This window comes from Brevundimonas sp. (genome assembly GCF_036400995.1).
GTDB lineage: Bacteria > Pseudomonadota > Alphaproteobacteria > Caulobacterales > Caulobacteraceae > Brevundimonas.
In genome coordinates, this window is sequence record NZ_DASWWG010000080.1 from 1 (window position 1) to 13,031 (window position 13,031).

Consider the following 13,031-nt stretch of genomic DNA (forward strand, 5'->3'; position numbering starts at 1 on the left):
CCCGCCCGCGCCGCCGTCGCCCCCGCGCCCGCCGCGCACCTCCGTTCCGAGGACCTGATCCATGGACGCCCTGATCGACTTCCACAGCAACCAGCCGTTCTGGATCTGGCTGGCGCTCGGCGTGATCCTGCTGGCGGTCGAGGCGGCCTTCTCGACCGAGTGGCTGTTGTGGCCCGCCGTGGCGGCCGGGGTGGTGGCGGTGCTGACCGCCATCGGCCTGCCGCTGGGCTTCTGGGGCGAGGTCGCCCTGTTCGCCGCCCTGACGGTCGCCGCGACCCTGCTGTCCCGCCGCCTGATCCAGAAGGTGAACCCGTCCGACGCGCCCGACATCAACGCCCGTGACGGCCGTCTGATCGGCCAGCGGGCGCAGGTCGTGCAGGCCTTCGTCGACGGCCGCGGCCGGGTCTTCGTCTCGGGCGCCGAATGGTCCGCCGAGATCGACGGCGCCGCCCCTCCGCCCGGCGAAAGCGTCATCGTCGAAAGCATCGACGGCCCGAAGCTGAAAGTGCGGGCTGCGTGATTCTCACCTCCCCGTCGCCCTTCAAGGCGATGGGGAGAGGGGCCTCAGCCCTGGCGCCCCCGCTCCTCGATCCATTTGTTCGACAGGCGATCGGCGCGCTCGTTCAGCTCATGTCCCGCATGCCCCTTCACCCAGTGCCATTTCACCTCGTGGCGTGAACGGGCGGCGTCGAGCCGTTTCCACAGGTCCTCGTTCTTGACCGGCTTCTTGTCGGCCGTCTTCCAGCCCCGCGCCTTCCAGCCGCGAATCCACTGGGTGATCCCGTCCATGACGTATTTGCTGTCCGTGTGCAGATCGACGCGGCACGGCCGGGTCAGGGCCTCCAGCGCCATGATCGCGGCCATCAACTCCATGCGGTTGTTGGTCGTCTGCGGCTCGCCGCCCCACAATTCCTTCTCGTGACCGCCGCCGGTCTGCAGGACGGCGCCCCAGCCGCCGGGCCCCGGATTGCCCTTGCAGGCGCCGTCGGTGTGGATGATCACGTGACTCATCCGCGCGCTGTATCAGGTTCCCTTGGCGTCGCGCCACCGAACGGCCTATATGCGGCGTGAAAGTATGCATCGGGCCGCGCATCGGTCCGTACGAGGAGAGACCGCCGTGGGCGCTATGAGCATCTGGCACTGGGTCGTTGTGGGCCTGATCGTCCTTCTGCTGTTCGGCGGCCGTGGCAAGCTGTCGGGCCTGATGGGCGACGCCGCCAAGGGCGTGAAAGCGTTCAAGGACGGCCTGAAGGACACCGACGAGAACAAGCCGTCGGACGACCGCGCGGGCGCCCTGCCGCGCACCGACGCCGAAAAAGAAGACCTGAAGTCGTAATCGCGCGCGCGCGACGGAGAGACTGACGGATGGGTGGCCTGGGCCCCGGTATCGGGGGCATGGAATATATCGTCATCGCCATCGTGGCCCTGCTTGTCGTGGGGCCCGAACGGCTGCCTGCCATGCTGAACAAGCTGGGCAAGCTGGTCGCCAAGGCCCGCAACATGGCCAATGAGTTCCGGCACAGCTTCGACGAGATGGCGCGTCAGTCCGAGCTGGACGACCTGCGCAAGGAGGTCGAGGCCCTGCGTCGCGGCCAGACCAATATGATGCCCCTCGGCGCCGAGGCTGAAGCGACCTTCAAGAGCATCAGCGACGACCTGAATCGTCCGCTGAACGCGCCTGCGCCCGCCCCCGCCCTGACCGGGCCGGAGGAATGGCCCGACGCCGCCCCGGTGATGCAGCCGCTCGAGCCCGAACCGGAGGCGAAGCCCGCGCCCAAGCCGCGCCGCAAGGCTGCGACCAAGACCAAGGCCGCTGACGCCGCTCCGGCGAAGAAAGCTACGCCCCGCAAGACGGCCGCCCCGGCCGCCAAGCCGAAGGTCACCCGCAAGAAGGCGGTCGAGCTGTGACCCATACGGACCGGGACGAAGCCGATATCGAGGCGTCGCGCGCGCCGCTGATGGATCACCTGATCGAGCTGCGCAGCCGGCTCCTGTGGTGCGTCGTCGCCTTCATCGTGGCGTTCATCGGTTGCTTCTACTTCGCCGCCGACATCCAGATCTGGCTGATCAAGCCGTTCCAGGCCGCCTACGCCATGCATTCGCTGGCCCAAGCCTCCGGCGCGCACGGGACAAACCCGCTGGAGCTGATCGCTGTTACGTCCGGCCTGCATCCGATGCCGCACGGCGTGGAGTCTACGGTCGCGTTGCAGGCCACCGCCCCGCTGGAGCAGCTCTTCACCAAGATGAAGGTCGCAGGCTTCGGCGCGGTCGCCCTGGCTTTCCCGATCCTGGCCTACCAGCTTTATCGGTTCGTGGCGCCGGGTCTTTACCGCAACGAAAAGGGCGCCTTCCTGCCCTTCCTGTTTGTGGCTCCCGTCCTGTTTATCATCGGCGCGGCGCTGGTTTATTTCATCATGCTGCCGTTCGTGATGTGGTTCTCTCTGAACCAGCAGATCGCCGCCGAAGGCATCACGGTCGAGCTGAACACCAAGATCTCCGAGTATCTGAGCCTCGTCACCTCGCTGATGCTGGCCTTCGGCCTCTGTTTCCAGTTGCCGGTCGTCACCACCCTGTTGGGCATGGCAGGCATCATCACGTCGAAGATGATGTCCGAGTTCCGCCGCTACGCCATCGTCGCCGTGGTCGTGGTCGCGGCCGTCGTCACCCCGCCCGACCCCATCAGCCAGATCATGCTCGCCGTGCCGCTGGTGCTGCTCTACGAGATCTCCATCTGGTGCGTCCGTCTCATCGAGCTGCGCCGCAAGAAGGCGGACGAGGCCGAGGGGCTGGCCGCCTGAGACGCGCCGCGCGCCTGAACTGACAATCGCCGGTTTGCGAGCGACGGGACGAGCGTCGCCGTACGTGATACCGGAATGCCTATGTCCGTGACCGCCCCCTTGCCGACCTCGCCTCTGGCTCGCCTGACGCATCGCCTCCGCGCCGTGCCGGGCGCGCCCTACTGGGGCGCCGCGGCTCTGACGCTGTGTTCCCTGGGCCTGCGGCTGCTGTTCGCGCCCATTCTGGCCAACGGCTACGGCTTCCTGCTCTTCTATCCGGCGGTGATCCTGGCGGCCTACTGGTGGGGCGGACGTCCCGCCCTGCTGGCCACGGCCCTGTCGACCGTCATGGTCTGCGCCTTCGGCCCGACGCCGTTCAGCTTCCTGGAAGACGACCGGGCCCTGCTGTCCCTCACCTTCTACCTGATCTCCTCGATCCTGCTGGTGCACGTCCTCAGCAGCATCCGCGCCCGCTTCAGCGACCTGGCCCGCAGCCACGCCCGGGTCGAGGCCCTCGCCACCGGTCAGGCCGAGCTGTTCCGCGAACACGCCCAGCGGACCACCGACCACCTCCAGCTGATCTCCGCCATCCTGCAGATGCGGGCCTATGGCGAGGAAGACCCGATGGCCGCGCGCGTGCTGAACAACGCCGCCTCCCGGACCCTGCTGATCTCGCGCACCCATCGCGAGTTCACCGGCGATGACGGCCGCACCGTGGAGTTCGAGGCCTTCGGCCGGCGGCTGGCCGACGCGGTGGCGGAACGGGGCGGGCTGGACCCGGCGCGGGTCACCTTCGGCGACGCCGGCGTCGTTGTGCCGATCGAGCAGGCCACCGCGCTGGGCCTGATCCTGCTGGAGTATCTGACCACCCTGCAGGTGTGCGAACAGCCCCCGCGACTGCTGGTCCTGCTCGACGCCCGCGACGGCGACCGGGTGCTGACCATGATCGCCTCGGGCGCGGCCAACATTCCCGCGCCGCGCGACATGGCCCTGGTCGAGGCGATGACCGAACAGATGGGCGGGACCCTCAAGATCAGCCGCAACCCGAAGGGCTGCGACCTGCGCCTGTCCTTCCCCGCCGCCCTCCAGCCCCCGCCCCGCTGGGAGCCGTTGAACTTCAGCCTGCATTGAGAAAAACGAAAAGGGCGCCGGACGATCTCTCGTCCGGCGCCCTCCTCGATCAGCCCCCGCTGTCGATCAGCAGCTGTAGTACATGTCGAATTCGACCGGGTGCGGGTGCAGTTGCAGCCGCGCGACTTCTTCCTTCTTCAGCTCGATGTAGCTGTCGATGAAGTCGTCATCCATCACGCCGCCCTTCTTCAGGAAGGCGCGGTCAGCGTCCAGGCTGTCCAGGGCTTCCTGCAGCGAGCCGCAGACTTCCGGGATGTTGCCGCGCTCTTCCGGCGGCAGGTCGTACAGGTTCTTGTCGGCGGCCGCGCCCGGATCGATGCGGTTCTCGATGCCGTCCAGACCGGCCATCAGCAGGGCGACGAAGGTCAGGTAGGGGTTGCCCATCGGATCCGGGAAGCGGGCTTCGATGCGCTTGGCCTTCGGCGAGTTGACCCACGGAATACGGATCGAGGCCGAGCGGTTGCGCGACGAATAGGCCAGCTTGACCGGGGCTTCGTAGCCCGGGACCAGACGCTTGTACGAGTTGGTGGTCGAGTTCGAGAAGGCGTTGATGGCCTTCGCGTGCTTGATGATGCCGCCGATGTACCACAGACAGAGGTCCGACAGACCCGCGTACTTGTCGCCGGCGAACAGCGGCTGGCCGTCCTTCCAGATCGACTGGTGCACGTGCATGCCCGAGCCGTTGTCGCCGAAGGTCGGCTTGGCCATGAAGGTCGCCGACTTGCCGTACGACGCGGCCACATTGTGGATCACGTACTTATAGAGCTGGAGGCGGTCGGCCATGGTCAGCAGGTCGCTGAACTTCAGGCCCAGTTCGTGCTGCGCCGGGGCGACTTCGTGGTGGTGCTTCTCGGGCTGCATGCCCAGGTCGCGCATGACGCCGAGCATTTCGCCGCGCAGGTCCTGGGCGCTGTCGACCGGGTTCACCGGGAAGTAGCCGCCCTTCGGCCCCGGACGGTGACCCATGTTGCCTTCCGAGTATTCCGCGCCGGTGTTGGCGGGCAGTTCGGTCGAGTCATAGGTATAGCCGGTGTCGTGCGGAGCGGTGGACCAGCGCACGTCGTCGAAGATGAAGAACTCGGCTTCCGGACCGAAGAAGACGGTGTCGCCCACGCCCGAGGACTGGACGTACGCCAGCGCCTTCTTGGCCATCGAGCGGCTGTCGCGGTTGTAGGCCTCGCCGGTGTCCGGGTTCAGCACGTCGCAGAACAGGAACAGGGTGGTCTGCTGGTAGAACGGGTCGACCCAGAAGTTCGACAGGTCCGGCTTCAGCAGCATGTCGGACTCGTTGATGGCCTTCCAGCCGGCGATCGACGAACCGTCGAACATCGTCCCCTCTTCGAGGAACTCTTCATCGACCAGGTCGATGTCGAAGGTGACGTGTTGCATCCGACCCTTGGTATCGGTGAAGCGGAGATCGACGTAGCGAACGTCCTTCTCCTTGATCTCTTTGAGGATCTTGCCGGCGTCGCTCATTCTTCGAGGTCCTGTTTCTTATGGGGAGGTTAGTAACGGCCGCCCGCGGACGGACGACCGGTCGTCAGGGTGATCAGACCGCTTGCGCGCCCGTCTCACCGGTTCGGATGCGAATGACGTCCAGGACGTCAGACACGAAAATCTTGCCGTCGCCGATCTTCCCGGTGCGGGCGGCGGTCTGGATGGCTTCGATCACCGAGGGGGCCAGGTCGTCCGGCACCACCACCTCGATCTTGATCTTGGGCAGGAAGTCGATGACGTATTCGGCGCCGCGATACAGTTCCGAGTGACCCTTCTGGCGCCCATAGCCCTTGGCTTCGAGCACGGTCATGCCCTGGACGCCCGCGTCCTGCAGGGCTTCTTTCACTTCATCCAGCTTGAACGGCTTGATGACGGCTTCAATCTTTTTCATCGGCGTTCCCGGGCGGGCTCTTGAATGCCTCGCGCTCGGGCACCAAAGGGACATTGCATTGCACAATAAGGCAAGCCCTTTTCCACCGGTGGCGCCATCCGTGAACGGAGTAGAGGCCCTGTGACTGTGTACGATCCCGCTTCGACCCTGCCGGACTGGCGATCCGCCCTGCCCTGGCCCGCCGCCGACGCCCACAAACACGCCCGGGGACGACTGGGCGTCGTCTCGGGAAAAGCCACGCAAACGGGGGCCGCGAGGCTGGCCGCCCGGGCCGGTTTGCGGATCGGCGCGGGCGTGGTGCGAATCCTCTGCCCGCCGGACGCCGCCACGGTCATCGCCGGGGCGATCGAAGCGGTCATGGTCACCCCCTTCGCCTCTGACGAGGCGCTGGCCGCGGCCGCCCGGGCCAAGGACGCCGTGGTCGTCGGCCCCGCCGCCGGGGTCAATGACGCCACCGTCGCCAATATCCGCGCCCTGGCCGAGACCGGCGCCGCCCTGGTCGTCGACGCCGACGGGCTGACGGTCTTCCAGGACTGGCCCGACGAGCTGTTCGACCTGCTGGACCGCGACGACGTCCTGACCCCGCACGAGGGCGAGTTCAAACGCCTGTTCCCGGGCCTGCTGGACAAGGGACGTGAGGCCGCGGCCGTCGGGGCCGCCCGGCGGGCCGGAGCCGTGGTCGTGCTCAAGGGGCCCGAGACGCTGATCGCGGCCCCGGACGGCCGCCTGTCCCGCAATGACAACGGCACACCCTGGCTGGCCACGGCCGGAACCGGCGACGTTCTGGCGGGCATGATCGGCGGCCTGATCGCCCAGCGGATGGACAGTTTCGACGCCGCCCGCGCCGCCGTCTGGATGCACGCCGAGGCCGCCCGCCGGTTCGGCCCCGGCCTGATCGCCGAGGACCTGCCCGAGGGCCTGCCTGCGGTGCTGGCGACCCTCTATGCACAACGCAGCTGAGCCGCGACCCCGGGTCCGGTTCAAATCGTCACCGAACGGGCCTAACAGGACGCCATGTTGATCGTCCTGTCTCCGGCCAAGCGGCTGGACTTCACCGAAGCCGACCCCGCCCTGCCCGCCTCCGGGCGGCGCTTCCTCGAGGACACGGCCTCCCTTTCCAAGACCGCGCGCGCCCGCACCGTGGCCGAACTGCGCAGCCTGATGAGCATTTCGGACGATCTGGCCCGCCTGAACCGCGAACGCTTCCAGGCCTTCCAGCCCGACTCGCTGGACGGTGTGCAGGCCGCCTTCGCCTTCGCCGGCGACGTCTATGAGGGCCTGCAGGCCCGCACGCTCGACGCCGCCGGGCTGGACTACGCCCAGGGCCACGTCCGCATCCTGTCCGGCCTCTACGGCCTGCTGCGGCCGCTGGACCGCATCCAGCCCTACCGGCTGGAGATGGGCACGCGGCTGAAAACCCGTCGCGGCTCCAGCCTGTACGACTTCTGGGGCGACCGCCTGTCGAAGCAGCTGAACGCCGACGCCGAGGGACAGCCGGACCCCACCCTCGTGAACCTCGCCAGCCAGGAGTATTTCGGCGCCGTAGACGCCCGCGCGCTCAAGCTGCCGGTCGTCACCCCGAACTTCTATGAGGAGAAGGACGGGCAGCGCCGGATCATCTCCTTCTTCGCCAAACGCGCCCGCGGGACCATGGCCCGGTTCGCCATCGACGAACGCATTGAAACGGCGGAAGACCTCAAGGCGTTTGATCGGGACGGCTATCGCTTCGACGCCGCCGCCTCGACCGGGACCGAATGGATATTCACCAGATCGGGAAATTCTTGAGCCCGACCGCCATCATGGCGTAAGACCGCAGGCAGAGTCGCAAAGACCTCCAACGGGGAAACGATATGTTCCAGTGGCCCAAGCGTGGTGACGCCTCCAGCGAGAGCGAGCCGTTCCGCGACATCGGCGACCTGAAGGGCCAGGTGGCGGTCATCTCCGGCTCCACCTCGGGCATCGGCCTGGCGCTGGCCAGGGCCGTGGCCAGCCGGGGCGGCGACGTGGTCCTGAACGGCCTCGGCGATCCCGCCGAGATCGAGCGCACCCGCGCCGAGATGGAGGCCAGCTGCGGCGTCCGCGTCCGCTACCACGCCGCCAACATGACGCGCGGCGAGGAAGTCGCCGACATGGTGGCCTATGCGAAGCACGAGCTGGGCCGCGTCGACATCCTGGTCAACAACGCCGGCATCCAGCATGTCGAGGCCGTCGAGAAATTCCCCGCCGACAAGTGGGAGCAGATCATCGCCATCAACCTGTCGTCGACCTTCTATGCGACGCGGGCGGCGATCCCGATCATGAAGGCGCAGGGCCGCGGCCGGATCGTCAACATCGCCTCGGCCCACGGCCTGGTCGCCAGCCCGTTCAAGTCGGCCTATGTCGCCGCCAAGCACGGGGTGATCGGCTTCACCAAGACCGTCGCCCTGGAGCTGGCGCAGGACAACATCACCTGCAACGCCATCTGCCCCGGCTTCGTCGAGACCCCGATCGTCGCCAAGCAGATCGACGATCAGGCCCGCACCCGCGGCATGTCGAAGGAAGCGGTCCTGAAGGATGTGATCCTCGGCTCCCAACCGACCAAGAAATTCGTCACCACCGACCAGCTGGCGGGGATGTTCCTCTATCTGGTCAGCGACCTGGGGGCCTCGGCCAACGGAGCCAGCTTCTCCATCGACGGCGGCTGGACCGCCCAATAGGTCCGAAGGGAGACCGGCTCTGAGCAAATCCAAGGCCGCCTCCCGCCCGACCATCAGCCTCGCCCTGCAGGGCGGCGGCGCCCACGGCGCCTTCCAGTGGGGCGTGCTCGACCGCCTGCTCGAGGACGGCCGCCTCGACGTCCGCGCCGTCACCGCCGCCTCCGCCGGGGCCATGAACGGCGCCGCCCTCATCTCGGGCCTCGAGGCGGGCGGACCCGACGCCGCCCGCGTCCAGCTCGACAAGCTCTGGCGCGAGGTGAACCAGTCCGGCGGCCGCAACGTCTTCGGCGACAGTTCGATCTGGAGCCAGGCGCTCACGCCCGGCTGGCTCAAGGACACCGGCCTGTGGCGCACGGGCGAGAACCTCGCCCTGTCGATGAGCCCCTACCAGTTCAATCCCTTCAACCTGAACCCGCTCAAGCGGGTGCTCGACAACGCCGTCGACTTCGACGCCGTCCGCGCCTCGGCAATTCAGTTCTTCGTCTCGGCCACGGCGGTGAAACAGGGCCGCGCCCACATCTTCCGCACGCCCGAGATCACCCCCGACGTCCTGCTGGCCTCCTCCTGCCTGCCGCACCTCTTCCAGGCGGTCGAGATCGACGGCGAGAGCTATTGGGACGGCGGCTACCTCGCCAATCCGGCGCTGTGGCCCCTGATCCATCCGGACACGCCCGACGACATCCTGATCCTGCCGCTGAACCCGTTCGTGCGGAACGAGACGCCCCACGCGGCGGGCGAGATCATGGATCGCCTGAACGAGATCGTCTTCAACGCCCCGCTGGTCTCTGAACTGCGCGCCTTCGCCCTGCTCCAGTCCCTGATCGCCGACGGCCAGCTGAAGACCGGCAGCCGCCACCGCGTCCAGGCCATCCGCATGCACGCCATCGAAAGCGATCGCTGGCTCGGCCCCCTGTCGCTGGGCTCGAAATTCGACACCGAATGGACCTTCCTCAACCGGCTCAAGGGCTATGGGCGCGAGGCGGCGGAGGACTGGCTGGCCAACTGCTTCGACGCGGTGGGGGAGCGGTCCAGCGTCGATGTGAGGGCTCGGTTCCTCTAGCCGATATGCCCCGCCGCCCGGCTGAGCCGGTCGTTGATCGCCTCGCCCAGACCGGCCTTCGGGATCGGAGACACGGCGATGCCCGCGGGCTTCTCGCGGTCGGCCTCGCGCAGGCGGCGGAACAGGTTGGCGGCGGCCTCGCGCAGGTCGCCGGTCGGGCTCAGGCTCCAGCGGGCGTCGCCGACGCCGGGGCCGAAGCCGAGCAGCAGCTCCCCCTTATGGAGCGAGGTCACATTGATCCGCACCGGGGCGTCCGGCGCATAGTGCAGGGTCAGGCGGCCGGGCGAGCGATGCCCCTCCCCGCCCGCATCCAGCGGGCCGACCACGGCCTCCAGCTCCTCACGGGTGACCGAGCCGGGCCGCAGCAGGCTGACCTTGCCGCCCAGCACCGAGACCACCGTGCTTTCGACCCCCACGGCGCAAGGGCCGCCGTCCACGCCCTCGGCGGCGGCGAAGCCGGTCTCGTCCATGGCGTCCTGGAAGGTGGTCGGGCTGGGCCGTCCCGAGCGGTTGGCCGACGGCGCCACCACCGCCCCGCCGAACAGGTCCAGCACCTCGCGGGCACGCGCATGGCCGGGCACCCGCACCGCCACACTGTCCAGCCCCGCCCGGGCCAGATCGCAGACCGCCTGCCGGTCGCGCACGGGGGCGACGAGGGTCAGCGGCCCCGGCCAGAAGGCCTCGGCCAGCTTGCGCGCATGGTCGTCGAACAGGGCGATCCGCTCGGCGCCCGCCGCATCGGCGACATGCGAGATCAGCGGATTGAAGCGCGGCCGGCCCTTGGCTTCGAAGATCGCCGCCACGGCCTTGGCGTTCGAGGCGTCGGCGCCCAGGCCATAGACCGTCTCGGTCGGCAGCAGGATCAGCTTGCCGTCCGCCAGCGCCCGGGCGGCGGCCTCCTCGGCGCCGTGATCCCGATCCGTCATGCCGTCCGACCTGTCCACGCGTCTGACATCCTCATGCTCGTCCGGCGGTCATGTGCGCCTCCCGACAGTGGGTGCGCAAGTCCGACCGGCGTCAGGGCCGCCGCGGGATCAGCGGGATCATCCGATGCAGGACGTCATCGCGGTCCAGGAACTGGTGTTTCAGCGCGCCGACGACGTGCAGGAACAGCAGCCCGTACAGCGCCTTCACCGCCAGTTCGTGGACGTCCATCAGGGCCCGCGCCGCGTCCCGACCGCCGCCGATGGGCAGCAGGGGCCAGTCGAACAGGCCGAAGAAGACGATCTCCCGTCCCGTCGCCGAACTGGCCGCCCATCCGGTCAGCGGCAGGACGATCAGGGCGACGTAGAAGAGCCTGTGCGTGACCGTGGCCAGCAGCTTTTCCCACGGACGCATGGTCGCAGGCGGCGGCAGCGGGCGATTGGCCACCCGCCATCCGATCCGGACCAGCGTCAGCAGCAGGATGCCCAGCCCCACGGACTTGTGGATCTGCACGAACTCCCGCGACAGCGGCCCCTCGGTCGCCTCATGCGCCGTGATCAGCAGGATCTGGACGAGGATCAGCACGGCGATCCCCCAGTGAAGCACGAGGGAAACCGCGGAGTATCGATTACGAGGCTCGGCCATACTTCCCTTCCGTGACGGCAAACGTTCACTGTGGGTCGATCCTGTCCGCTTCGACCGCCCTTGCGCAAGAGAGGGCGGAGGGGCCATGACCTCTTCATATCGTACGCCAAGCCCGGAATACCGATGACCTACCGCGCCCCGATCCGCGATCTCGCCTTCGCCCTGCAAGCCGTCGCCGGCATTGATCAGGTCGCCGCCACCGGCGCCTTCCCCGACTATGACGCCGACCTGATGGGCGCCGTGCTGGAAGCCGCGGGCCAGTTCTCGGAAGAGGTGCTCGCCCCGCTGAACCGCGTCGGCGACCAGAAGGGCTCGGTCTGCAAGGACGGCAACGTCACCCCCGCCCCGGGCTTCTCGGACGCCTATCGCCAGTTCGCCGCGGGGGGCTGGACCAGCCTGACAGCCCAGGCCCACTCGGGCGGACAACAGCTGCCCAAGGCGCTGGAGCTGGCGGCCTATGAGACCGTCCACGCCGCCAACATGGCCTTCGGCCTCTGCCCCATGCTGTCGCTCGCCGCCATCGAGGCGCTGGAGGCTGTCGGCACCGACAGCCAGAAGGACACCTATCTGACCAAACTGGTGTCCGGCGAATGGACCGGGGCCATGGTCCTGACCGAACCGGGCGCGGGCTCCGACCTCGGCGCCCTGACCGCCACGGCGATCCCGAACGGCGACGGGACGTACAAGCTGTCGGGCCAGAAAATCTTCATCACCTGGGGCGATCACGACGCCACGGACAATATCGTCCACCTGGTGCTGGCCCGCCTGCCCGACTCCCCGCCAGGGCCCAAGGGCATCAGCCTGTTCCTGGCGTCCAAGTATCACGTCAACGCCGACGGCTCTCTGGGCGACCGGAACAGCTTCTATCCGGTCAGCGTCGAGCACAAGCTGGGCATCCACGGCTCGCCCACCTGCGTCATGGCCTATGAGAACGCCACCGCCGAACTGGTCGGCCAGCCCAATCAGGGCCTCGCCCACATGTTCGTCATGATGAACGCCGCCCGCCTCGCCGTCGGCGTCGAGGGCGTCGGTATCGCCGAGCGCGCCTACCAGCACGCCCTCGCCTACGCCCAGGAGCGCAAGCAGGGCCGCAGCGTGTGGACCGGCGCCGCCAACAGCCCGATCGTCGATCATCCCGACGTGCGCCGGACCCTGTCGGTGATGAAGGCCAGAATCGCCGCCGCCCGCGCCATCTGCCTGTCCACCGGCGTCGCCGCCGACCTGGCCCGCCACGCCGCCACCGAAGACGACCGCCGCAAGTGGAAGGGCCGCGAGGACCTTTTCACCCCCATCGCCAAGGCCTGGTCCACCGACGTCGGCTGCGAGGTCGCCTCGCAGGGCGTTCAGGTCCACGGCGGCATGGGCTTCATCGAGGAGACCGGCGCGGCCCAGTACTACCGCGACGCCCGCATCACCCCGATCTACGAGGGCACGAACGGCATCCAGGCCATGGATCTGGTCGGCCGCAAGCTGTCGCAGGACGGCGGCGACGCCGCCAAGGCCCTGATCGCCGACTTCAAGGTCACCCTGACCGCTCTGGGCAAGCTCTACGCCGGCAAGCCGGTCGAGCGCTTCGCCAACGCCGTCGAGGCGGTCGAGGACGCCACCCTGTGGCTGCTCGACGCCAAGCAGGACCCCGCCCGCGCCGCTGACGTGCTGGCCGCCGCCGACGCCTATCTGAAACTGCTGGGCGACGTCACCGGCGGCTGGATGCTGGCCAAGGGCGCGCTGGCGGCGAAGGCCCGACTGGACGCCGGGGACGGCGACCCCGTGTGGCTGAACGGCAAGATCGCGTTGTACGAGGTCTACGCCGCCAACGTCCTCGGCCACGTCTCCAGCCGCCTCGCCGCGGTCGGCCAGGGCGGCGCCCTGCTGGAACGCATGAGCGTGGACGTGCTGGTGGGCTAGTT

15 protein-coding genes are annotated in these 13,031 nt (G+C 68.3%); 10 read left to right on the forward strand and 5 right to left on the reverse strand.

Annotated features, from left to right (window positions below; translation table 11 throughout):
- Positions 1 to 61 precede the first annotated feature (61 nt).
- Positions 62 to 520 carry an NfeD family protein gene (locus VGE03_RS11450; RefSeq protein ID WP_331046605.1) on the forward strand — a complete coding sequence of 153 codons (459 nt, stop codon included), beginning with the start codon at positions 62 to 64 and terminating at the stop codon, positions 518 to 520.
- A gap of 44 nt (positions 521 to 564) precedes the next feature.
- Here VGE03_RS11450 and rnhA read toward each other — a convergent pair whose 3' ends face one another.
- On the reverse strand, positions 565 to 1,011 hold the full coding sequence (gene rnhA, locus VGE03_RS11455) for a ribonuclease HI (RefSeq protein WP_331046606.1): 447 nt from the start codon (positions 1,009 to 1,011) through the stop codon (positions 565 to 567).
- 106 nt (positions 1,012 to 1,117) lie between these two features.
- Between rnhA and VGE03_RS11460 the strand changes: the two genes are divergently transcribed.
- The 4 genes from VGE03_RS11460 (at position 1,118) to VGE03_RS11475 (ending at position 3,908) form a co-directional block, all read left to right on the forward strand.
- Positions 1,118 to 1,336: a twin-arginine translocase TatA/TatE family subunit gene (locus VGE03_RS11460; RefSeq protein ID WP_331046607.1), complete on the forward strand. Its 219-nt coding sequence runs from the start codon at positions 1,118 to 1,120 to the stop codon at positions 1,334 to 1,336.
- A 59-nt stretch (positions 1,337 to 1,395) separates the two neighbouring features.
- A complete protein-coding gene (gene tatB / locus VGE03_RS11465; protein ID WP_331046608.1) occupies positions 1,396 to 1,908 on the forward strand; it encodes a Sec-independent protein translocase protein TatB in 513 nt (170 codons plus the stop codon).
- Positions 1,905 to 2,798: a twin-arginine translocase subunit TatC gene (gene tatC / locus VGE03_RS11470; protein ID WP_331046609.1), complete on the forward strand. Its 894-nt coding sequence runs from the start codon at positions 1,905 to 1,907 to the stop codon at positions 2,796 to 2,798. The genes tatB and tatC overlap by 4 nt, the downstream gene beginning before the upstream one ends.
- An 87-nt stretch (positions 2,799 to 2,885) precedes the next feature.
- Positions 2,886 to 3,908, forward strand: a complete 1,023-nt coding sequence (locus tag VGE03_RS11475) for a DUF4118 domain-containing protein (protein ID WP_331046610.1) — start codon at positions 2,886 to 2,888, stop codon at positions 3,906 to 3,908.
- Between the two features lie 66 nt (positions 3,909 to 3,974).
- Here the strand turns inward: VGE03_RS11475 and glnA are convergent, their stop codons facing one another.
- Together glnA and VGE03_RS11485 are read right to left on the reverse strand one after the other, a co-directional pair.
- The gene (gene glnA / locus VGE03_RS11480) at positions 3,975 to 5,384 is read right to left on the reverse strand and encodes a type I glutamate--ammonia ligase (RefSeq protein ID WP_331046611.1); all 1,410 of its coding nucleotides are present in this window, start codon (positions 5,382 to 5,384) and stop codon (positions 3,975 to 3,977) included.
- Between the two features lie 73 nt (positions 5,385 to 5,457).
- Complete coding sequence (locus tag VGE03_RS11485) at positions 5,458 to 5,796, reverse strand: P-II family nitrogen regulator (RefSeq protein WP_141627033.1); 339 nt, start codon at positions 5,794 to 5,796, stop codon at positions 5,458 to 5,460.
- Positions 5,797 to 5,916: 120 nt separating this feature from the next.
- Between VGE03_RS11485 and VGE03_RS11490 the strand changes: the two genes are divergently transcribed.
- From VGE03_RS11490 to VGE03_RS11505, 4 genes are all read left to right on the forward strand, one after another.
- Complete coding sequence (locus tag VGE03_RS11490; protein WP_331046612.1) at positions 5,917 to 6,756, forward strand: NAD(P)H-hydrate dehydratase; 840 nt, start codon at positions 5,917 to 5,919, stop codon at positions 6,754 to 6,756.
- A 54-nt stretch (positions 6,757 to 6,810) separates the two neighbouring features.
- Positions 6,811 to 7,581 carry a peroxide stress protein YaaA gene (gene yaaA / locus VGE03_RS11495; protein WP_331046613.1) on the forward strand — a complete coding sequence of 257 codons (771 nt, stop codon included), beginning with the start codon at positions 6,811 to 6,813 and terminating at the stop codon, positions 7,579 to 7,581.
- 65 nt (positions 7,582 to 7,646) lie between these two features.
- The gene (locus VGE03_RS11500; protein WP_331046614.1) at positions 7,647 to 8,492 is read left to right on the forward strand and encodes a 3-hydroxybutyrate dehydrogenase; all 846 of its coding nucleotides are present in this window, start codon (positions 7,647 to 7,649) and stop codon (positions 8,490 to 8,492) included.
- 19 nt (positions 8,493 to 8,511) lie between these two features.
- Positions 8,512 to 9,552 (forward strand): patatin-like phospholipase family protein, encoded by a 1,041-nt coding sequence (locus VGE03_RS11505; RefSeq protein ID WP_331046658.1) that lies wholly within the window; start codon positions 8,512 to 8,514, stop codon positions 9,550 to 9,552.
- On the opposite strand, the gene VGE03_RS11510 is transcribed toward VGE03_RS11505, so the two are convergent.
- Positions 9,549 to 10,478, reverse strand: coding sequence for an L-threonylcarbamoyladenylate synthase (locus VGE03_RS11510; RefSeq protein ID WP_331046659.1), 930 nt, complete (start codon positions 10,476 to 10,478; stop codon positions 9,549 to 9,551). The two genes, VGE03_RS11505 and VGE03_RS11510, sit on opposite strands and share 4 nt — an antisense overlap.
- 91 nt (positions 10,479 to 10,569) lie before the next feature.
- A complete protein-coding gene (locus VGE03_RS11515) occupies positions 10,570 to 11,121 on the reverse strand; it encodes a cytochrome b (RefSeq protein ID WP_331046615.1) in 552 nt (183 codons plus the stop codon).
- Between the two features lie 123 nt (positions 11,122 to 11,244).
- On the opposite strand from VGE03_RS11515, the gene VGE03_RS11520 reads away from it, so the two are divergent.
- A complete protein-coding gene (locus VGE03_RS11520) occupies positions 11,245 to 13,029 on the forward strand; it encodes an acyl-CoA dehydrogenase (RefSeq protein WP_331046616.1) in 1,785 nt (594 codons plus the stop codon).
- Positions 13,030 to 13,031: the final 2 nt, after the last annotated feature.